Source organism: Streptomyces sp. NPDC050264 (assembly GCF_040655895.1).
Classification (GTDB): Bacteria; Actinomycetota; Actinomycetes; order Streptomycetales; family Streptomycetaceae; genus Streptomyces.
The window spans coordinates 243,716-264,901 of record NZ_JBFAKV010000010.1 but is presented as its reverse complement, the minus strand read 5'-3'; the positions used below and the strand labels follow the sequence as shown (position 1 = coordinate 264,901).

The 21,186-nt window shown below is 72.0% G+C and carries 17 protein-coding genes; 6 read left to right on the top strand and 11 right to left on the bottom strand.

Features of this window, described 5'->3' with window-relative positions:
• Positions 1-48: 48 nt before the first annotated feature.
• Positions 49-414, top strand: coding sequence for a GntR family transcriptional regulator (locus AB0J02_RS20425; protein WP_363195108.1), 366 nt, complete (start codon positions 49-51; stop codon positions 412-414).
• 8 nt (positions 415-422) lie between these two features.
• Here the strand turns inward: AB0J02_RS20425 and AB0J02_RS20420 are convergent, their stop codons facing one another.
• Positions 423-1,517, bottom strand: a complete 1,095-nt coding sequence (locus tag AB0J02_RS20420; protein ID WP_363195107.1) for a DUF5925 domain-containing protein — start codon at positions 1,515-1,517, stop codon at positions 423-425.
• A gap of 140 nt (positions 1,518-1,657) precedes the next feature.
• Between AB0J02_RS20420 and AB0J02_RS20415 the strand changes: the two genes are divergently transcribed.
• The gene (locus tag AB0J02_RS20415) at positions 1,658-3,079 is read left to right on the top strand and encodes a xylan 1,4-beta-xylosidase (protein ID WP_363195106.1); all 1,422 of its coding nucleotides are present in this window, start codon (positions 1,658-1,660) and stop codon (positions 3,077-3,079) included.
• Between the two features lie 50 nt (positions 3,080-3,129).
• On the opposite strand, the gene AB0J02_RS20410 is transcribed toward AB0J02_RS20415, so the two are convergent.
• The 6 genes from AB0J02_RS20410 to AB0J02_RS20385 form a co-directional block, all read right to left on the bottom strand.
• On the bottom strand, positions 3,130-7,017 hold the full coding sequence (locus AB0J02_RS20410; RefSeq protein WP_363195197.1) for a lipopolysaccharide biosynthesis protein: 3,888 nt from the start codon (positions 7,015-7,017) through the stop codon (positions 3,130-3,132).
• Between the two features lie 82 nt (positions 7,018-7,099).
• On the bottom strand, positions 7,100-7,924 hold the full coding sequence (locus AB0J02_RS20405) for a polysaccharide deacetylase family protein (protein ID WP_363195105.1): 825 nt from the start codon (positions 7,922-7,924) through the stop codon (positions 7,100-7,102).
• Positions 7,921-8,946, bottom strand: a complete 1,026-nt coding sequence (locus AB0J02_RS20400) for a glycosyltransferase family 2 protein (RefSeq protein ID WP_363195196.1) — start codon at positions 8,944-8,946, stop codon at positions 7,921-7,923. The genes AB0J02_RS20405 and AB0J02_RS20400 overlap by 4 nt, the downstream gene beginning before the upstream one ends.
• A 20-nt stretch (positions 8,947-8,966) precedes the next feature.
• Complete coding sequence (locus AB0J02_RS20395) at positions 8,967-9,794, bottom strand: glycosyltransferase family 2 protein (RefSeq protein WP_363195104.1); 828 nt, start codon at positions 9,792-9,794, stop codon at positions 8,967-8,969.
• A gap of 393 nt (positions 9,795-10,187) precedes the next feature.
• Positions 10,188-10,613 (bottom strand): hypothetical protein, encoded by a 426-nt coding sequence (locus tag AB0J02_RS20390; RefSeq protein ID WP_363195103.1) that lies wholly within the window; start codon positions 10,611-10,613, stop codon positions 10,188-10,190.
• A gap of 162 nt (positions 10,614-10,775) precedes the next feature.
• Entirely contained in the window at positions 10,776-11,993 is a 1,218-nt protein-coding gene (locus AB0J02_RS20385; RefSeq protein ID WP_363195102.1) for a S8 family peptidase, read from the bottom strand.
• Positions 11,994-12,280: 287 nt separating this feature from the next.
• Here AB0J02_RS20385 and AB0J02_RS20380 point away from each other — a divergent pair, with 287 nt between their 5' ends.
• The gene (locus tag AB0J02_RS20380) at positions 12,281-13,090 is read left to right on the top strand and encodes an SGNH/GDSL hydrolase family protein (protein ID WP_363195101.1); all 810 of its coding nucleotides are present in this window, start codon (positions 12,281-12,283) and stop codon (positions 13,088-13,090) included.
• Positions 13,091-13,106: 16 nt separating this feature from the next.
• On the opposite strand, the gene AB0J02_RS20375 is transcribed toward AB0J02_RS20380, so the two are convergent.
• The 4 genes from AB0J02_RS20375 to AB0J02_RS20360 form a co-directional block, all read right to left on the bottom strand.
• A complete protein-coding gene (locus AB0J02_RS20375) occupies positions 13,107-14,717 on the bottom strand; it encodes a serine/threonine-protein kinase (RefSeq protein ID WP_363195195.1) in 1,611 nt (536 codons plus the stop codon).
• 102 nt (positions 14,718-14,819) lie between these two features.
• Positions 14,820-16,223, bottom strand: a complete 1,404-nt coding sequence (locus tag AB0J02_RS20370; protein WP_363195194.1) for a sulfite exporter TauE/SafE family protein — start codon at positions 16,221-16,223, stop codon at positions 14,820-14,822.
• A gap of 77 nt (positions 16,224-16,300) precedes the next feature.
• The gene (locus tag AB0J02_RS20365) at positions 16,301-17,608 is read right to left on the bottom strand and encodes a hypothetical protein (RefSeq protein ID WP_363195100.1); all 1,308 of its coding nucleotides are present in this window, start codon (positions 17,606-17,608) and stop codon (positions 16,301-16,303) included.
• A gap of 82 nt (positions 17,609-17,690) precedes the next feature.
• Complete coding sequence (locus tag AB0J02_RS20360; protein ID WP_363195099.1) at positions 17,691-19,238, bottom strand: DUF4331 domain-containing protein; 1,548 nt, start codon at positions 19,236-19,238, stop codon at positions 17,691-17,693.
• Between the two features lie 192 nt (positions 19,239-19,430).
• On the opposite strand from AB0J02_RS20360, the gene AB0J02_RS20355 reads away from it, so the two are divergent.
• The 3 genes from AB0J02_RS20355 to AB0J02_RS20345 all read left to right on the top strand — a co-directional run bounded on the left by AB0J02_RS20355 (position 19,431) and on the right by AB0J02_RS20345 (position 21,130).
• On the top strand, positions 19,431-19,988 hold the full coding sequence (locus AB0J02_RS20355) for a sigma-70 family RNA polymerase sigma factor (RefSeq protein ID WP_363195098.1): 558 nt from the start codon (positions 19,431-19,433) through the stop codon (positions 19,986-19,988).
• Between the two features lie 5 nt (positions 19,989-19,993).
• Positions 19,994-20,734 (top strand): anti-sigma factor, encoded by a 741-nt coding sequence (locus AB0J02_RS20350; protein WP_363195193.1) that lies wholly within the window; start codon positions 19,994-19,996, stop codon positions 20,732-20,734.
• A gap of 126 nt (positions 20,735-20,860) precedes the next feature.
• Complete coding sequence (locus tag AB0J02_RS20345) at positions 20,861-21,130, top strand: hypothetical protein (RefSeq protein WP_363195097.1); 270 nt, start codon at positions 20,861-20,863, stop codon at positions 21,128-21,130.
• Positions 21,131-21,186 lie beyond the last annotated feature (56 nt).

Below are 21,186 nucleotides of genomic sequence, written 5' to 3'. Positions count from 1 at the left end.
TTACGGCCGGCGCTGCGGGACGATCCGCGCTGCGGGACAATCGGGCGCGTGACCCTGAAGATCCGCATTGACGACAGCGCCGCCCCCTACGAGCAGGTGCGGGCCCAGATCTCCGAGCAGGCCAGGGCCGGGGCCCTGCCCGTCGGCTACCGGCTCCCCACCGTGCGCGGCCTCGCCGAGGAGCTCGGGCTCGCAGCGAACACCGTGGCCAAGGCGTACCGCGCCCTGGAGGCCGACGGGGTGATCGAGACGCGGGGGCGCAACGGCACACTGATCGCCGCCGCCGGGGACGCCGCCGACCGGGAGGCGTCGCTCGCGGCGCAGGCCTTCGCCGACCGGGTCCGGCGGCTCGGGCTCTCCGAGGAGGCGGCGCTGGCCGCGGCACGGGACGCGGTGCGCGCGGCGTACTCCTGAGGCGCGGGCTACAGGTACAACCCCGCTTCGGTGCCGCCCCGCTGGTCCGGCACCGCCGTCGGGGAGATGCCCCGGCGCAGCGCGTACAGCTCGGCCAGGGTCGCGCCCTCGCGGCCGAGACCCTCTTCCGTGCCCAGCCAGTTCGTGGCTTCGCGGCGGGTCAGCGGGCCCACCTCGATCCGGGCCATGCAGCGGCCGGGGCGGACCACGGCGGGGTGCAGGCGCTCCAGGTCCTCGTTGGTGGTGACCCCCACCAGCACGTTGCGGCCCTGGCCGAGCAGGCCGTCCGTCAGGTTCAGCAGCCGGGAGAGCGCCTGGCCCGCCGTGTGCTTGGCCTCGCCGCGGATCAGCTCGTCGCAGTCCTCCAGGAGCAGCAGCCGCCAGCGGCCGTTGGCCGTCCCGTCGTCCTCGCCGATCGCGATGTCCATCAGGTAGCCGACGTCGGAGAAGAGCCGCTCGGGGTCGAGCACGCAGTCCACCTGGCACCAGTCCCGCCAGGAGCGCGCCAGCGTGCGCAGCGCCGACGTCTTGCCCGTGCCCGGCGGGCCGTGCAGCAGGAGCAGCCGGCCCGCGATGTCCTCGGGCCGTGTCTTCATCAGCTGGTCCATGGCCTCGGCGACGGGTTCCGTGTAGTTGGACCGCACCTCGTCCCAGGTGCCCGCCGAGATCTGCCGCGTCGTACGGTGCGGGCCGCGCCGCGGCGACACGTACCAGAACCCCATGGTCACGTTCTCCGGCTGCGGTTCCGGCTCGTCGGCCGCGCCGTCCGTCGCCTGCCCGAGCACCTTCTCCGCCAGTTCGGGCGTCGTCGCCGTCACCGTGACGTCCGCGCCCCGGTTCCACCGGGAGACCAGCAGCGTCCAGCCGTCGCCGTCGGCGAGCGTCGCGCTGCGGTCGTCGTCGCGCGCGGAGCGCAGCACGCGGGCGTCCGGCGGCAGCAGCGTGGCACCGGAGCGGACCCGGTCGATGTTCACCGCGCGCGAGTGCGGCTGCTCGCCCGTGGCGAAGCGGCCCAGGAACAACGCGTCGACGACATCGGAGGGCGAGTCGCTGTCGTCGACGCCCAGCCGGACCGGCAGAGCGTCGAATGGGTTCGCAGACATGCCGCCATGATCCGGCACGAACGCGCGGCCCGCACGGGATTTCCGCAGCACGCCCCAGGCGTCCCGCGGTGAACCCTGTGACGATCCTGTGGCAACGGAAGCTGTTCCTCCGCCAACACGGCTCGTTACCCTTGCCCTTGATGGGACGTCATGGGTGGAATTCGGGGGCTCAGCGGTGGCGGATCACCGCCCTGATCGGTGTGGGGGTGGCCGTTTTGGCTCTGGTGCTGACGGTGATCAGCACCCTGCACGACAACACGGTGAACATCGCGGGCACCACGCCCGACGGCGACAAGGTGTACGGCACACCGGCCAAGCCGGCGAAAGCGCCGGGGCCCCGGGTCGGCTGGGGTTTCACCCACACCGAGCACTCCGCGGACGAGGGCTCCGACGTGGCCACCGAGCGCGCCGAGAAGCTGCTCGGCGAGCGCCCGATGCCGCAGAACGAGGCGCTCATGGGCTGGGGGGCGGACAACCCCGAGCCGGCAAAGGGGCGTTACGACTTCGAGGACATGGACCGCCGGATCGAGTTCATTCGTAAGTCGAGCGGCACTCCCGTGGTCACCCTGTGCTGCGCGCCCGACTGGATGAAGGGCGGCAGGGCGGGCGTCGACAACACGAACTGGAGCCAGGCGAACCTGGAGAAGGCGCCCGACCCCGATCACTTCCAGGACTTCGCGAACCTCGCGGCAACGGTCGCCAAGCGCTATCCCGACGTCCGCCACTTCATCGTGTGGAACGAGCTCAAGGGCTTCTGGAACGACGGGCAGGGCCGCTGGGACTACGAGGGCTACACGAAGCTCTACAACCTCGTCTACAAGGCGCTGAAAAAGGTCGACAAGGACATCATGGTCGGCGGCCCGTACCTGGTCATGGACAGTCTCGATCCGAAGCAGACCGACGGGGCCTCTGATGTCGTCAAGGGCGCCTGGGGGCGCCTGGACCAGCGGATCGTCGACGCCTTCGCGTACTGGAACAAGAACAAGGCGGGCGCCGACTTCGTCGTGGTGGACGGCTCCAGTTACACGAACGACGACGAGCCGCTGCCCGACGAGTTCAAGGCCACCGACAAGTTCACCGACGTCAGCAGATGGATCGAGCGGCAGACCGGGAACCTGCCCCTGTGGTGGGCCGAGTACTACGTCGAGCCCGCGGACAGGAACGACGCCCGCAAGGGCTGGAGCGAACCGCACCGCGTCGCCGTCCAGGCGGCTGGCCTGATGGCCATGGCGAGAGGTGGCGTCACCTCCGGTTTCTACTGGAACCCCGAGACGCTGAAGGGCAGTTCGTGCGCCGGCTGCATGTGGCGGCCCACGGACCGCGACTCCGGGGGCGGCGCGCTTCCCATGTACGACCTGGTGGCCACGTTCAACGAGGAGTTCGGTCCCGGGACGACGTACCGGCGCGTGGACATCGCCGCGGACGACAAGCCCAATGTGCGGGTGCTCGCCGACGACAAGGCCGTCCTGGTGGTGAACACCCTGAACCGGGCCATCAGCGCCAAGATCGACGGCAAGCGGTTCCAGATGCAGGGGTACGAGGTGAAGTGGCTGCGGCGGTAGAGCGTCCCGGCCGCGCACGGACGGGACGCTCTCCACTGGGTCCCTAGGTCCTAGTGCAGACCCATCGTGATGAACCGCTGGATCAGCGACGCGAGGACCACCGCGAGCAGGGGCAGTGAGAACCAGAACGTGGACTGCAGCCAGCGCTGTTGCCGCATGCTCGGGCGCACCGCGACCCGGACCGCTTCGCGCGCGGTCAGCAGCACGATCAGGGCGATCGCCGCCAGGGCGCCCACCACCGACCACGGCGTCCAGGTGATCTGCGGGCCGATCGGACCCGGGGCCGCCTTCTCGACCGCGCCGGCGGGCTCCTCGCGCAGCTGGTACATGGTCACGTCCTCGTTGACGTAGACCTTCTTCAACTCCTGGCGGTTGTCCAGGTTCTGGACGAGCCGGGTCGGCCACGTCCTCGCGTAGCCGACGTCGAGCTGGAGGTAGACGACCTGACTCTTGTTGATCATCAGATACGAGTTCGGGCCCGCGTCCTTGAGCGCCTTCACGAGGCCGCCGACCAGGACCGGGTCGACCGGCGCGAGCGTCGGCACGTACTGGACCTTCTCCATGTCGCGGGCGCCCCACGGAAGCGACGGCGTCACGTTGTCTACGGTGTCGTTGCTCATCCACAGCAGCCGGACCGTCGGGTCGTCGTGGGCGTAGACGAAGTCCATCGCCGCGACCTCGCCCGGCAGGATCCGCTCGAACGGCTCGTTGCCCCACCGGGCCACCAGGAATCCGCCCATGAGCAGCAGTCCGGCCATCAGCGCGGCCAGCGGGCCGAGACCGACCCGGTCCCGGTCCCGCTCCTTCGCGGTCGCCCCCGTGCGCGGGAACAGCGCGAGGCCGGCCAGGAGCGCGGCTCCCGGCAGGGCGAACATGAAGACGCGCAGCGCCATCTCACCGCCGTACGACTGCATGCCGAAGCCCAGGAACGGCACGAAGGTCAGCACGACGAGCGAGCGTTCGCGGTACTTCCAGTCGCGCCGCCGCCACCAGCCGTAGCAGGCGAACGCCATCACACCGCCCGCGAGCAGCACCCGCGTGTACAGGACCAGCTTGTGCGTCGAACTGCCGCCCTGGATACGGCCGGAGACCGAGGAGGTGACGTTGCCGCCGACGCCGCCGACGCCGCCGAACAGGTCGTTGAAGTGCCCCGACCAGTACGGCTCCGCGAGGAAGCCGAGCCAGACGACGACGATGACGCCGAACAGCAGCGGCAGGCCGCGCAGTTCGGAGCGGCCCACCAGGACCAGCACCGCGAGGACGCCCAGCATCACGAACGGGGTGAGCTGATGCGCCGGGACGGTCGCCGCGAACAGGGCGATGAGGACGCCGAGGAGCACCGCGCGCTGGCGGCGGTCCGTCGGCTCGACCTCCAGCTCGCCCGGCCGCCGCGTGGTCCACAGCACACGAGGCGCCCGGAACCAGACCAGCAGGATCGCCACGAACACCAGATAGAGGAGGTACGTGAAGCCCTGCGGCGAGAAGTAGTCCTGGCCCACCCAGCCGCTCAGGACGAAGATCCACAGGCCGGACCACTTGGCCCGCCAGCTCGCCCGGACCGACCGCAGCAGCAGGAACATCGGCGCCAGGTACAGGAGTTGGATCACCGTCGGCCACCAGCGGATGACCTCGGTGAGATCGCTGACGCCACAGGCCTTCGCCAGGAACGCGGCCGCAGCGAAGAAGCCGGGCCAGCTCCACCGGGCGTCCAGGTCGGGCACCGCGGAGCCCGTACGGTCGATGTAGTCCATGAAGCCCAGGTGCTGCCAGGCCGTCGCGAACCGCGGCTCCGTCTCCAGGACGGCGGGCAGCGCGTGCAGCGACACGACCGTGGCGAGCAGTGTGAGCAACAGCAGCCATCTGTTGGGGCGTTCGAGCCAGAGCAGGGACGCGAAGACGCCGATGAGCAGCGCGGCGCCGAGCAGCGTCATGGGCGGCAGGACCGAGATCAGCCCGAGCCCGCCCATCGCGTCCAGGTCCGCGTCGCCCATCCCGAGGACCGGACCCCAGTACAGGCCGAGCGCCGCGACGAGGAGCAGCGCCAGGACGACGACGGCCGGGGTCGGCCGGCCGGTTCGCCGGGATGGCTCGGCCGGCTCGCCAGGCCCGACCGGCTCGCCAGGCTCGACCGGTTCGGCCGGCTTCGCGGGGAGACCGGGCGCGGGCGCCGCCGGTTCCCGCGTGGTGAAGGGCGCGTCGACGCCCTCGTCCGCGCCGAGGAGCCCGGTGCCGCGCCTCCGCGACAGATCGACCGTCTCCCGGGACCCCGGCACCCCGGACCCGCCCTCGATGTGTCCGCCGCTCGACGCCTGCGAGGCCGAGGGCTTTTCCTCCACGAGCTCTACGGGTTCTGCGGCTTCTGCGGGCTCCGTGTGTTCCGCGGGCGCCGAACGCCCGCCCGCGCGGGGGGTCTTGAGAGCCCAGGTCGGCTGGTGCTGCGTGCCGCGCGGCGGCGTGACCGGTCCCGGCCGGACGTCCGGGCGCCACTCCTGGTGGTCCAGATTGAGCTGCACCGCGAGATGCAGCGTGTCGGAGTCCATCGCGTCGCGCAGCGCCCACTTCGGGCCCTTCTCCTGCGCGGCCGCCGGCACCTTCGGCGTGCCCAGGTCGGCGAGGTCGCCGTCGGGCGCCGCGTCCTCGACGAACGCCGCCCGGGGGGCGACGCGCACGACGCGCCACAGCTTCGGCGCGGCGATCGACACGATCACGGTGAGCGAGGAGATCTCGGCGACGCCCGCCCCCGTAAGCCCCATCCGGGGCAGGAGCAGCAGTGTCAGACCGAGCACCAGGACGCAGAGCAGACCCTGCAGCCAGGCCAGACCGGACGTCCGGCTCTGCGCCCGCAGCACCGCGAAGTACGTCTCCATGACCACCCGCAGCGCCGCGCCGACCGCGAACCAGCGCAGCAGCGGTGTGGCCGCGTCCGCGTAGTCCTGCCCGAACACGTGCAGCACGTACGGCGCGAGGAGGAAGAGCAGTCCGCAGACCGGGATCATGATGCGAGCCATCCGGCGCAGCGCGGCCCGGGTGTTCGCGGCGAGCTGCGCGGGATCGTGCGAGCCCTCCACGGTCAGAGAGGCACCCATGTTGATGGCCAGCAGATTGACCGTGCCGCCGATCGTGGTGGTGATGTAGAAGTACGCGTTGTCGGCGGAGCTGACCTGCGAGGCGATGAGTACCGGCACGAGATAGACCACGGCCAGCGAGAACAGCGAGCCCGTGTAGTCGCCCGCAAGGAAGCGGCCCATCTCGCGCAGCGACGGCGGGCTCGTCTTGCCGTCGGTGGCCGCCATGCGCCGGGGCACGAGCCGTCTGAAGACGAGCCAGCCCAGCGGCACCACGGAGAACGCGATCGCGACGACCCACGACACGAAGACGCCGGTCGTCGGCACGGCTGCGGCGAACGCGACGAGCAGTCCCAGCTTCACCGTGGAGAACACGGTATTGCCGACCGGTACCCACAGAGCGTTGCGCAGTCCGGTGAGCACGCCGTCCTGGAGCGTGAGCAGTGACCAGGCGATGACGGCCGCGATGAACCCGATCCCGTGCAGCGGGCCGTGCAGGAAGCGGTACGAGGGCCCCCATACGTCGAGCGTCAGCAGGAAGACGACCGCCGCGAGTGCGACGGCGACCGAACTCCCCGCGTACGTGCGGAAGATGAAGCGCCCGGTGGCGCGCCCGGCGATCGGTATGAAGCGGGCCAGGGCACCGGTCAGCGTCACGGCGGTGATGCCCGCGAGGAACTTCATCGCCGCGATGGCCGCGGAGCCCTGGCCGACCGAGTCCGCCGAGTAGTAGTGCGCGGCGGCCAGCCAGAAGCCGACGCCCAGGACACCGGAGATGCCGGTGTTCAGCATCAGCGCGTAGGCGTTGCGGAAGAGCTGGTTCCCACCCCCCGACCCCATGCCGTCCTCGCTGCCCTTCCTTGCGCGGCCCATGCCGGGCAGCCTGAGTCTGCGGCCGGGCGGCGCCTGCGGCCCGGTCGTCTGCGTCGGTGGTGCGGCCTGGGCCGTCGTCGTGTCAGACACGGGTACGGATTGCCTTCCGGCGGGCCTTTCGGACTCTGCGGACCAGGGCGTATCCCTTGGTGAGGGCGCGGTCCCCGGCGAAATTACGGCCGATCGCGCGGCCCTCGACCAGCCGCTCGAACTCGGCGGGGCCGGTGGACCGGCGCACGGTGACGCGCCGCAGGGCGTAGGGGCCCTGGCCGCGCCGGGCGAGACCGTTCCCGACGGCGAGCGACTGGGCGAAGCCGGCCGCGCGCACCGCCCGCCGCACCCTGCGGTCGGAGTGACCGTAGGGGTAGGCGAAGGAGACGGGTGTCGCGCCCAGCTCCCCGTCGACGATCTCCTTGCAGTGCCGCAGCTCGAACTCCAGCTCCTCGTCGCCCAGTTGGTCGAGCTGCGGATGCGTATGGCTGTGTCCGCCGATCTCCACGCCCTGCGCGGCCAGCGCGCGTACCTGGTCCCAGTCGAGCATCGTGTCCAGCCCGCCCCCGGTGTCGTACGCGCCCCGCAGCCACCCCGTCGAGACGAACAGGGTGGACGCGAAGCCGTACTTGGCGAGGACGGGCAGGGCGTGCCGGTGCACGCCCTCGTACCCGTCGTCGAAGGTGATCAGGACGGGCCGGTCGGGCAGCACCCGGCCGCCGCCTCGCCAGATCGCGGCGAGGTCGGCGGTGGTCAGCGGGGTGCACCGGTGATCGGCGAGGAACTGCATCTGCTCCGCGAACTGCCCGGGCGATACGGACAGTCCGCGGGTCGCGGGGCTCGGCTCGTGGGCGACCGCGTGGTACATGAGGATCGGGACGGGCGTGCCGTCCGGCCTCCGTGCCTGCGCACTCATGCCGCCGCCTCCGCTTCGTCCGCCGTCCCCGCCGTTCCCGCCGTCCCCTCCGGTTCCGGGTCGATCCGCACCACGGAGAAGGCGGCACCTGCCTTGCGCGCCCGGAAACTCCCGAGAACGTACCCACCGGCCGCCGTGGCCACTCCGGTCACGATGGCCCCGGCCCGGCCCGCGCCGCCCGGCCGGGCGAGCACGAAGTCCCGGAGCCCGCGCGCCACCCCGGTCGGCAGGACTCTGGTGGCGTAGGCACGCTCGGACTCGAGCCCCTTGCCCGCACCGACACTCCGGGCCACCAGAGCCTTCGACAGGCCTTCCGCGTAGGTGCGCGCACGGAAATAGGCGAACCGCTCCCGGCCGGCCGGGACCCGGTGATGGATCACGGCACGGTCGTCGATCAGCAACACCGCGTCCGGTCTCGCGCGGCCGAGGCGGATGCACAGCTCCGTCTCCTCGCAGCCGAGCGGGCGCTTGTCGCCGTCCCGGCCGATGCCCGTGGCGAAGCCGCCCGCCGCGTCGAAGGCGGTACGCCGGAACGAGGCGTTGCCGCCCAGCACGTTGCGCACCCGGACCTTGCCGCGCGGCAGCCCCTCGTAGGTGCACCCCACGACCCAGTCGAACTCCGCCGGGAACCAGACGGGCCGGCGCCCCGACGCCCAGATGGGCTCGGTGCGCCCGCCGACCGCCATCACCCGCGGGTCGGTGTACCCGTCGGCGAAGTGCCGCAGCCAGTCCCGCTCCGCGACCGCGTCGTCGTCGAGGAACGCGATGATCTCGCCGGCCGAGGCGGCGATGCCGGTATTGCGTCCGGCGGACAGGCCGCGCGGGCCCGCGTTCGCCAGCACCCGGACACCGGCCATCTCCTTGTACTCCTTGCCGAGACGGTCGAGCAGCGCCGGGTTGTGGTCGACGACCAGCAGGGTCTCCAGTGCCGGGTACGACTGGGCCCGTACGGAGTCGACCGCGGCGAGGATGTCGGTCCAGCGGTCCTCGGTGTACACGCAGATGACGACCGAGGCCGTCATCCGCATGGCGTGACGTCCCGTCAAGACCCGTCTCCTCGCACCGCGTTGAGCCTGGCCGCCGCCATCCTGGTGCGAAGGGCCCGCCGGTTGGAGCGCTCCTTCAGGATGACCTTGAGCACGCGCAGCCCGTCCCGCACGGCGCGCAGATTGCTCGCGCCGTGGATCCGCAGGTACTCGTGGCTCGGGATCTCCTGGACCCGCAGGCCCGCCTTGACGACCCGGATGTTCATCAGGGTCTCCACCTCGAAGCCGGTGCAGTCGAGGTCGATCTGGTCGAGGCAGTGCCGCCAGAACGCGTTGTACCCGTAGCACAGGTCGGTGTAGCGGGCCCCGAACTTGGCGTTGACGACCGAGCACAGCGCCCAGTTGCCGAGCTTGCGGATGGGCGTCATGTCGTCGGTGCCGCCGCCGTTGGCGAAGCGCGAGCCCTTGGCGAAGTCGGCGCCGGAGACGAGAGCGGAGACGTAGGAGACGATCTCCTCGCCGTCGGCCGAGCCGTCCGCGTCGACCATCACGATGATGTCGCCGGAGCACGCCTCGAAACCGGTGATCAGGGCATCCCCCTTGCCCTTTCCGCTCTGCGGTACGACGACGACCTCGGGCCACAGGTCCCGGGCCACCTCGACGGTGTTGTCGGTGGAATTCCCGTCCACGAGGACGACTTCGTGGATCCATTCCGGCAATGTCTTGAATACGTACGGAAGGTTTTCCGCCTCGTTCATGGCGGGAATGACCACGCTGACCCGTGGCGCGATGGCCAGGTGCGTGGAGATCGCCCGGTACTGGGCGGGTATTCGCGCCGGCGTGGCCCCGTCCGGGATCGCCGGTCGCACAACGGAACTGCTCATGAGTCTGGTCCCTCTCGTCCGGTGGACCGCCCGCCCCCGGGCGGTCCGGCTGAATATCCGGTTCGAAAGGGGGGTTCTCACCTACGGACATGACGGCATGGATCTCCGTACAGGCCGGGTGAGTTGGCAGAACACACCGGTTGGTTGGACCGGTCGCGCGGCACGCGACTCGGCGACCCACACAGCTGAGACGAGCGGTTCACCGAGCACGGCACCCCCCTACCGCGCCCCGCCCCGGTCCGTCGCGATCTTGAGCCCTCCCCTAGATCGCATTGCGTGATGGACCAATGCGGGTGGATGTATGACGGTATTGATGATTGAGACTGTATGGCAAGACCTGGAACGTGGCCTCACGTTTTTGTTGTTTTGACCCTTGCATGAACTGCTGTCCCTCTAGCGGATTTTGCCCATTCGTTTACGGAATCGGGCGGCCCACTGGAGCAGAAGGGCGAGGGCGCTCAGTGCCCCCACGGCGATCACCCCGCCGTCGACCGACCAGCGATGGGTGGCGAGCATGCCCTGGGCCACCAGCATCACCACGGCGATCGCGCCTGCGGCGGAGGTGAGACATCGGGCCCATGGGTCGAGGCCGCGCAGCGCCGCGGCGAACGCGGCGCCGGGCGCGGCGAGCAGGAAGAAGAGCGCGAGCGGTCCGCGCAGCGGCGAATCGGCGCCCGAGAGGACGAGGACGAGACCCGCGCCTCCCGCGACGACGCCCGCTCCCGACAGCAGGTACGGCGTGTCTCTGCCCGGTGGCGCGTCGACCGCCCCGCCCTCCGGGCCGTCCCCCGATGGTTGCTTGGTACCGATGGTCTGCATTGGCGACTTTGCCCCCCGACGCGCCGGATGCCGGGCTTCAATGTCGCGCAGCGGCGGGGGCGGCGTCAAGATGCGCAGGGTATGTGCGGAGTTCCCCGGAGGCGTCGGATGCCTCCGGGGAACTCCCCAATGCCTACGTTGAGTTGACGGGCCCTCAGGTGATTACTGGACGATCTTGAGCAGCTTGTTCGGCGAGCCGGAACCCGGGCTCGTGACGACGCCCGAGGTGGCGCCGCTCACCAGAGCCGAGGCGACCTGGGCCGGAGTGGCGGAGGTGTGGCCCGCCAGGTAGACGGCGGCCGCGCCCGCGACGTGCGGCGTGGCCATCGACGTACCGGAGATGGTGTTGGTCGCGGTGTCGCTGGTGTTCCAGCCGGCCGTGATGGACACGCCCGGCGCGAAGAGGTCGAGCACGGAGCCGTAGTTGGACCAGCTGGCCTTCGCGTCGGTGTTGCTCGTGGCGCCGACGGTGATGGCCTCGGTGACGCGGGCCGGTGACGAAGTGGACGCGTTCGCACCGGAGTTGCCGGCCGCGATCGCGTATGTGACGCCACTGGCGATGGAGTTGCGCACCGCCGTGTCGAGGGTGGTGCTGGTGCCGCCGCCGAGGGACAGGTTGGCGACGGACGGGCCGCTGTGGTTGTTGGTGACCCAGTCGATGCCCGCGATGACGCCCGCGGTCGTGCCCGATCCGTTGTTGTCGAGCACGCGCACCGCCACGATCTTCGCCTTCTTGGCGACGCCGTAGGTGGTGCCCGCGATGGTGGTGGCCACATGGGTGCCGTGGCCGTTGCCGTCCTGCGCGACGTTGTCCCCGTCGACGGCGTCGTAGCCGTTCGAGGCGCGGCCGCTGATCTGCGCGTGCGTGATCCGTACGCCGGTGTCGATGACGTACGCCGTCACGCCGCTGCCCGCGGAGTCCGGGTAGGTGTACGTGCCGGAGAGCGGCAGGGCGCTCTGGTCGATGCGGTCCAGGCCCCAGGGGGCGCTGGACTGGGTGGCGTCGACGTGGACGCGCTGGTTCTGCTCGACGGAGGCGACGGCCGGGTCGGCCGCGAGTCTGCCGGCTTCGGCCGAGGTCAGGCTGCTGACGGAGTACCCGTTGAGCGCGGTTTTGAAGGTCTTGCGCACGGCGCCGCCGTACTCGGATATCAGGCCCTTGCCGTCGGCCGACGCGGCCTTGAGGCCGGCCGCGCTCTGTGCGGGCTTCCTGAGCGTGACGATGTAGCTGCCCTTGATCGCCTCGGCGGATCCCGCCGCGAGGACCTTGCCCGTGGCCGGGGTGGCGGCCTGGGCGGGCAGGGCGGTGAGCGAGCCGAGCAGGCCGACGGCCGCCGCGGTCGAGGCGGCCGCGGTCACGAATGCTTTGGAGAGTGCCATTACGAGGGAGTCCTCCTCATAGGCGGCGCGCGCCGGGGAACGGGCGCGCGTCAGTGGGGGGTGTGCGCTGGGTGGCGCACACGGACCGTTGGAGCGAGGTGTTCCGTTCCCGGCCCGATCAGCAGACTCCGGCATCTACAGGCGTAGCTCAAGCGAGTTGAGGGTATGTCACAAGCATGACATGTACCTGCAATTGAACGACAAGCGAATCTCTGTCGTAGGTACTTCCCGGTAACTGTGTGGCGTGCTACCACAGTTGTGGCAGAAATCCTGCTAAGGGAGGTTCCATGAGACGTTTCCGACTTACGGCATACGTGACCTCGTTCCTCTTCGCAGCCGCGGCCGCCCTCACCGGGGCGAGCGTGGCCCAGGCAGCCGAAAACGCCGCGGCCACCGGCTATGTGGCCCTCGGCGACTCGTACTCCTCGGGGGTCGGCTCCGGCAGCTACGACAGCGGCAGCGGCGACTGCAAGCGCTCCACCAAGGCGTACCCCGCTCTGTGGGCAGCCGCCCACTCACCCTCCAGCTTCAACTTCACCGCCTGCTCGGGCGCCAAGACGGGTGATGTTCTCTCCGGACAACTCGGCCCGCTCGGCTCGGGCACCGGTCTCGTCTCCCTCAGCATCGGAGGCAACGACGCGGGCTTCGCCGACGTCATGACGACCTGCGCCCTGAGCTCCGAGTCCACGTGTCTCAACCGGATCAACACGGCACGCGCGTACGTCACCTCGACCCTCCCCGCCAACCTCGACAAGGTGTACACGGCGATCAGCGCGAAGGCTCCCGCGGCCCACGTGGTGGTGCTCGGCTACCCCCGCTTCTACAAACTCGGCGGTTCCTGTCTCGCGGGTCTGTCCGAGACCGAGCGGTCGGCGATCAACTCGGCGGCCGACCTGCTCAACTCCACCACCGCCAAGCGCGCCGCCGACCACGGCTTCACCTTCGGTGACGTGACCACCAAGTTCAGCGGACACGAGATCTGCTCCGGCTCCGCCTGGCTGCACAGCGTGAACTGGACGAACATCGGCGAGTCGTACCACCCGACCGCCGCCGGACAGTCGGGCGGCTACCTGCCCGTGTTCACGTCCGCGGCCTGACAGCCCGGCCCGTTCCCTAGTACGCGGGCGAACCGGTGGTGGCTCCGGTCGACGGGGTCACCACCTCGCACGTGACCGAATAGGCCACATGGCCGGAGGTCACGGCGAGGGGGCTGCGCACCTCGACACCGATCCGGTCGCGCAGCGTCCCGCCCGCCTCGTACGCCGTCCGGATCGTGTCGACCGTACGGTCGCGCGCGCCGCCCGAGCCGAAGCTCAGGGTCTTCCACTCCGGGTCGGACGGCTCCCCGCTCTTCGTGACCCAGCGGTACTCGACCTCGGCCGGGACGCGCCCCACAGTGATCGTCGCCGTGAACGCGGGTGCCTGGGCCGCGGGCACCGGGCACGCCCCGGAGTAGCTGCCCCGCACCGCGCTCACGCTGACCCGCACGGACTGGGCCGGGGTCGTGGTGTGCCCGCCACCACTTGCACCGCCGCCACTTGCACCGCCGCCGCTTGAGCTGCTGGCACTCGGACTTCCGCCGCCTGAATCGGTGTTGCCGCCCCCCGCACCCGAATCGCCCTTGCCGCCGGTGGAGCCGGAACTTCCCCCTGCGGAGCCGCCGCTCGAACCGCCGCCCCCTGAACCGCTGTTGGCGCCGCCCCCGTCGTCCTGGGAGACCAGCGCGTACGTGAGACCGCCGATGGCGAGCAGCAGGACGACGATGCCGGCCATGAGGGCGAGCGAGGCACGGCGCGCGGAGCGCTGGCCGTCGCCGGCGGGCGCCGTCGTCGCGGTGGCCGCGGCCCCGGCGCCGAACGGGGCCGCTACCGGAACGGCCAACGGGAGCGCGGGCGTGGCCGGTTGCTGCCGCGAAGTCACCGTGGGCGAAGCGGCGGCCGGCGACGCCTGCACCGGCCCTCCGCGCAGGGCCCCGCCCGCGCCCACGATCCGCAGATCGTGCTCGGCGTCCGCCGCGCTCGTCCGCTCGGCCGGATCCTTGCGCAGCAGCCCCTCGATGACCGGCGCGAGCGCGCCCGCCCGGCGCGGCGACGGCAGCTCCTCGTCGACGACCGCCCGGAGCGTGCTCAGCGGAGTGTCCTGCCGGAACGGCGAATGCCCCTCCACGGCCGCGTACAGCAGCACCCCGAGCGACCACAGGTCGGACTGCGGACCCGGGGCGCGCCCCAACGCCCGCTCGGGGGCGAGGAATTCGGGCGAGCCGATGATCTCGCCGGTCAAGGTCAGCGCCTGGGTGCCCTCGACCATGGCGATACCGAAGTCGGTGAGCACGACCCGGCCGTCGTTCGACAGCAGTACGTTCCCGGGCTTCACGTCGCGGTGCAGCACACCCGCCTCGTGCGCGGCACGCAGCGCGGCCAGCACCTCGGCTCCGATGTGCGCGGCGCGCTGCGGGGACAGCGGCCCCTCGGCGTCGAGCTGGTCGGCCAGGGAGACCCCGCGCACCAGCTCCATGACGATCCACGGCCGACGGTCCTCGGTGGCGACGTCGTACACCGTCACCACGTTGCGGTGCGAGACCCGGGCCGCGGCCCACGCCTCCCGTTCGAGGCGCGCGTACAGCCGCTCGACCTCGGCCGTCGGCAGCCCGGCCGGGGCCCGCACCTCCTTGACGGCGACCTCGCGGCCGAGCACCTCGTCGCGCGCCCGCCACACGGTGCCCATGCCGCCTTCGCCGAGCGGCTCGAACAGCCGGTACCGCCCCGCGATCACACGCTCCGTCACGGTGCCCCCATTCGCGGCATGACAAGTCTGAACAAAAGTAGCTCAACCGAGCGCTGTTGCAGCCCCCTTGAAGACCAGGCCGCAGCCGAGCGCGAGGACGACGCAGGCCGAACCGAGCGGCACGAGACGCTGCGCCGCGCGGCGGGTCCGCGTCCGCCGCCCGGCGATCCGGCGGGCCGCGAACGCCCCCGCCCGCACCACGACGAACCCGGCGGCGGTCAGGGTGACCGCCAGTCCGGCCCCGTAGGCCACGACGAGCAGCACGCCGAACCAGGCCTGCCCGAGCGCGGCGGCGCCGACCAGGACGACGACGGCGGACGGACTGGGGACGAGCCCTCCGGCGAAGCCGAGGAAGAGGGCCCCGCGGAGACTCGACCTCGGGTGGTCGTGGTGAGGGCCATGGCTGTGGCTGTGCCGGCCATGGGGGTGGGGAGGCGAGTGTCCGTGCGCGTGTCCGTGCGCGTGGGTCCTGGTGCGCCAGGCCTTGTGTACGAGCGTCACGCCCGCGGCCGTCACCAGGACACCGCTGGCCACGCCGAGCCAGGCCACGACCGACGGCGCCGCCGCCGAGCCGCCGATGACGAGGGCGCCGAGCGCGACCACGCCGAGCGTGTGCGTCACCGTGACCGAGGCGGCCAGCGGCAGCACGTCGCGCAGCCGGGCCCTGCCGCGGGCGGCCGCGGTCGCCGCCATCAGGGTCTTGCCGTGGCCGGGGGCCAGCGCGTGCAGGGCACCGAGCAGCAGGGCCGTGGCCAGGGCGAGCGCGGCGAACCCCGGGGTCAGGTCGTGCCGGGCGACCAGGCCGGTCAGCGCACTGGTCCACCGGTCGGCGCCGCGCGGCAGCACACTCGTCGCCGCGGGCCTGTCCGGGCCGTCGCCGCGCAGGGCAGGGCCGCCGGGCGTGACGTCGAGCGCGGCCGTCGTGGTGTGCGGCGGCGAGCCGAGCAGATCCCGGGGGTACCGGGTGAGGCGGTGCGAGAGGGAGGCGCGGGGGACATCGCTGCGGGCGAGGGTGGTCCGGTCGCCCCGGGCGGTGATCTCGTGCCAGCCGGGCCCCGGCCGGGCGGCCGCGTGGAAGGCGATGCCGGTGGTGTCACGGCCGCGGGGGAGCGGGGCGGTCGCCTCGCACTCCACGCGCAGGGTGCGGAGCCCGGCCTGACCCGGCCGGTACGCCCCGCCGCTCTCGCGGAGGGTGACGGGGGTGCGCGCGCCGCCGACGGTGAGCCGGGCCCCGCGGACCGCGTCACGGCACCGGTCCGCGGCCCAACCCGCCATGCCCGCACGCCTGATGGCGGGCCCCTCCTGGGTCGCGGGGATCTCGGCGAGGTCCTCGATGTGGGTGACGCGCAGCTGGGCGGGGGCCGTGACGAGACCGTCGTACGTGTTGGTGGTGAAGTTCCCGAGGGGGTGGGCGTGGGCTTTGGGCGCGGGGAGCAGGAGGGCGATGAAGGTGACGAGGGCGACGAGGGGGCCGAGCGCGGCCCACCGCGTACGCCGGGCGCCCGTCGTCGATGCGCAACGACTCACGACGCCTCCCGCAGCAGGGCGCGCGCCTCGGCGGCGCCGACCGGCGAGAACCCGGGATTGAGGCGCACCGCCCGCCCCAGCCACTCGTGCCGCTCCGCGCCCCGCGCGATGACACCGCGGTGGTAGAAGAAGGACGCCTCGCGGAACCCGGTCCGGGTGGCGAACCGGGCGAGGGGGAGGGCTTCGCCGTCCCGCCCGTTCACGTGCAGCGCCCAGGCCAGCGCGTCGGCCGTGTGCACGGTGTGCCGCCGGGCCCACTCGGCACGCGCCGCCCGCAGCGCGGCGGCCCGGTCGCCGTGGTCCGCAGCGGCGAGCGCCGTGTCGAGATCGACGTCGACCCCGTTGGCCCGGGCCAGCCTGGTCCATGCCGACACCAGCCCGTACTGCTGTCGGGCCGCCGCCTTGTCGCCCCGCGCCTCGTACAGTTCGCCGAGTGCGACCAGCGGGCCCGGCAGCGGGTAGCGCGCCACCACGTTCCGCAGGTCCCGCACCGCGTCGGCCGTGTCGCCCCGCCCGGCGCGCGCCCGGGCCCGGCACTCCAGCGCCGGCACGTACCCGGCGTCGGCACGCAGTGCCTGCCCGCACCGTCGCAGAGAGATGCCGAAATCCCCCTGTCGCCAAGCGAGTTGGCCAAGCGTGGTCGCGATGTACGCGACGTCGCCGGGTGACGTCGCCCCGGCCAGCGCCCGCGTGAGCACGCGGCGTGCGCCGGTGACGTCGCCGCGCAGTTCCCGTACGTAGGCGAAGCGCGTGAAGACGGGTACGCCGGGGCGCCGGGCGTCCGCCTCGTCCGCGGCGCGCGCCGCCCGCGCGTACCGACCGAGCTCGACGAGCGCGTCGATCCGGGTGGCCAGGGCACGCTCGCCGTAGGGGTTCACGGCGAGCGCGCGGCGGGCGTCGCGCAGCGCCCCGTGGAAGTCGTGCCGGGCCGCGGCGAGGGCGGCGCGTCCGGCGAGGGCGGCGTCGTTGCCGTCGGGGTGCAGCCTCAGGGAGTGGGCCAGGGCCCGGTCCGCCTCCGCGTACCGCGACGGGTCGCCCTGGGTGCGGGCCTGTTCCACGTACGCCGTGCCCAGGTTCGCCCAGCCCGCGAAGTCCTTCGGCTGGGCCCGCAGATGGGCCTGGAGCGAGCGCACGCCCTGGTCGAGGGCGCCGGTGCCGAGCCCCTGGAGCGGCGCGGCGGGTGCGACGGCGGCGGGCGCCGGAGCCTGCCCGCCGCCCCCGCCGATCGCGACCGCGCCCCCGGTGAGGGCGAGCGCCAGCGCGCAGGCGGCGACGGCGGTGCGTCCTGAGAAGCGCGGTGCCATGAACCGTGCCTTTCCGTGCGAAGGGTGGTCGAAGGCGCGGCCCGCGGGGGGACTTCACGCGAGCCGCGCCGTAGGGGAGGGGTCAGACGGTGCCGCGCCGCCGTCCCCGCGATCGCCACCAGAGGAGTCCGAGCCCGACGAGCAGCACGCCCGCCGCACCGGCCGAGGCCGACGCGATCACCAGGACGTCACGGTCACCGGACGGTCCGGTCGACGAACTGGCATTCAGCGCGCCACCGTTGAGGGCGCTGCGCGCCGCGTCGTCGCCGTTCTGCTTCTTCGCCGGCCGGCCGCGCGACCCGGACGTGGGCAGCGCCACGTACGGGAAGGAGTCGCCGAACTTCTGGTCGTTGGCGTTCACCGCGTCGCCCAGGTCGTTCTTGTTGCCGAGCAGTTCGCCCTCGACGGCCTGCAGTTCGATGTCGACGACGTCGTCGGCGAGCCGTCGGCCGTTGGGGAATCCGGCGTTGTCCCCGTCGAGGACGCCGAGTCGCTTCGGCGAACTCGCGGGCTCGATACCGGTGTTGAGGCGGAGTACCTCGGCGGGCCGCACGTTCGGCGGCTGGGTCAGCCCCTTCACACCGGTCAGGAACACCGACACCAGGTCGTCCCGGGGCTCCGCCGGGGCTTTGAGTTCGTAGATGGCCTGAAGGAGCTTCGGCAGCTCGGGCTCGGTCACGTACGGAAGGAAGTCGGCGTCGTTCCACGGATGCGAGGCGTTGAACTTGTCCTTGTCCTTCTGCGGGATCACGACCTCGTTGACCAGCGGCGAGCCGAGGCGCGACACCTGCGTCCAGCCGCCCTTCGCGTTCTTGCGCTGCGTCGTCGACCAGACGCCGACGATCGGCTGCTCCGCCGACTGCCGGATGGCGGCCGTCGGGACCTGCAGGGCGATCGTGTTGACGTTGTAGCCGGCGAGCGTGTCCCGGCCGACCTCGGACAGGTCGCCGCCGTACAGCAGGTCGAAGACGCGCAGGTCCAGGAAGAACGGGTCGTCGGCCTGCCCGGCGAACGCGGTCCCGCCGCCCCGCACTTCACGTATCGCCTGGGCGCGCAGGGTTTTGTAGTCCGGCATCGAGGCCTTGCCGACGTTCGACGGCGCGACCGGCACATCCTGGGCGACCTTCGACGTGGACACCACCTTCTGGTCCTTCAGCTTCAGCAGGTCGATGTCGTAGGTCTGCGAGACGTTGAGGTCCGGGTCGTCGAGCGAGCTCACCGGCCCGGTGTTGTAGAGGAAGGTGTCGCCGTTCCTGGTATGCGTGTCGAACGTCCAGCGGTAGAGCAGATCGCCCTGCCCGTCGCCGTCGCTGTCGATGTGGATGTCGTGCTGGGACTCCTCGGCGAACGGATAGAAGTTCGGCCCGCCCGCGGGCTCCTCGAACGGCGACCAGTTGGCGACGAGCGTCGTCGTGTCCGGCTTGTCGGGGCTGACGAACGCGTACACGTCCGTGTTGTCGTGCTGCGGGTCCCCCGAGATCAGCGGGGCCTCCCGGTGGCTGGAGGCGCGGGCCTGTCCGGGCTGAAGTGCCGTCGCGCCGGCGGCGGCGAGCCCCCCTGCGGCCAGCGCGCCGGTGACGAGCGCGGCCAGCGGGCGAACTCCGCGGCGGCTCAAGGCAGTTGATGTCATCGCGTCCGAGTCCCTGTCTCTGGTGTGTCCTCGGTGCCCGCACCGCGCGAGCCTCTCGACGGCCATTCGGGGCCGGGGGCGCGACGGATTGGTGCGGGATTCCGGCGGCCGTCGCCCATCCGCCCGAACCCCTGTCCCCGAACCACCTCCGGCAGCACAATGTGTGCGCGGACGGGAACGATGGGGGACCGCATGGACGGGGTGGACACCGCCGACGAACTGCTCGTCCGTGCGGCACGCGGCGACCACCGGGCCTTCGAGGAGCTGTACGGGAAGGTGTCGGGCCCGGTGTACGGCCTCGCGCGGCGCGTGCTGCGCGACCCCGCGCAGGCCGAGGAGGTGACACAGGAGGTGCTGCTCGAACTGTGGCGCACCGCCGCCCGGTACGACCCCGCACGCGGCAGCGCCCTCTCCTGGGTCCTCACCCTCGCCCACCGCAGAGCCGTCGACCGGGTGCGCAGCGCCCGCGCCGCCGGGGAGCGCGAGCAGCGCGCCGCCCGCCACGCGGACACCCCCGCCTTCGACCAGGTGGCGGAGGAGGTCGAAAGGGGGCTCGAACGGGAGTGGGTGCGCCGCTGCCTCGGCCGCCTCACCGACCTCCAGCGGCAGGCCGTCACCCTCGCCTACTACGACGGCTACACCTACCGCGAGGTCGCCCGCCGGCTGTCCGTGCCGCTCGGCACCGTCAAGACCCGGATGCGCGACGGACTGCTGCGGCTGCGCGCCTGCCTGGACGGGGCCCTGGCGTGAGCCGCCTGCCGTGGCCGCCGCGCGGCCGTCACTCACTGGCGGCGCCCTACGCCCTCGACGCGCTCGGCCCGCGCGAACTCGCCCGCTTCGAACGGCACATGGCCCGCTGCGAGCGCTGCGCCGCCGAGGCACGCGACCGTTCAGCCGACGCCCTGCGGCTGGCCCGTGCGACCGCCGTCCCGGCGCCGCCGGGCCTGCGTGACCGCGTCCTGGCCGCCGCACGCACCCTCGAACAGGAACCGGCCCCCGCACCCCCCGCCCCCGCACCCCGGCCGCGCCGCGCTCTCCTCGTGCCGCTCGCCGCCGGTGCCGCCGTGCTGGCCCTCGTCGCGGCGGTGCTGCTCGGGGTGGAACTGACCCGCACTCAGGACCGGCTCGACGCGCAGCGGTCCGAGGCACGTGAGATCGCCCACGTTCTCGCCGCCCCGGACGCCCGCGCGACGCGGGACGAAGGGCTGTCCGTCGTCGCTTCCGCCGCCCGCCGCAGCGCCGTGATCACCGTCGCGGACCTCCCCGCTCCGCCGCGCGGACGGGACCGTCAACTCTGGGTGCTGTCCGCCTCCCGGCCGCCGCGTTCCCTCGGCGTATTGCCCGATCAGGGCCCCGACACGCCGTTACTGGCCTCCGACTTGACGGCGAGCGCGACTTCACTCGCTGTAACGACCGAGCCGGACGGCGGCTCAAAACGGCCCACAAGTGCCCCTCTTGTCCAACTCGCCCTGAAATCAGTTGGATTCGGAGAGTAATCACCGAGGGGTCGTCAACCTCCCTGTGGGGTAGGTGAATCCTGTGACCGGGATACACGAGTGTCCCGCGGGGGCGATAGGGTTAACCTGCCCGGGCCGGGTGCCCTCGTATGGGTGGGGAGTGACATGGAACAGATAACAGTGCGCAGCAGGCCGCGTGTGCCTGCGATCACGTGTGGGAGCAGCGCGACCAGCTCGCGTCTCGACCGCCATCTCTCAGTGCTGGGCGGTCCCGCCGTCCCGCAGCGCGAGGTGGCAGAGGCGACGACGCTGATGCGTGAGCTCACCGCGCGTGACACCGCGCACAGCCGCGGCGACCTCGCCGCGCGGGTGCGACGGGTCTCGCTCTTCGCGCCACTGCGGCGACTGCGCCGCACGTTGTTCGGCGGCCGCTGACAGGCCGCCCGTCCAGCCGGGTTCAGACCCGTATCCGACCTCCACGCCGACCGGCG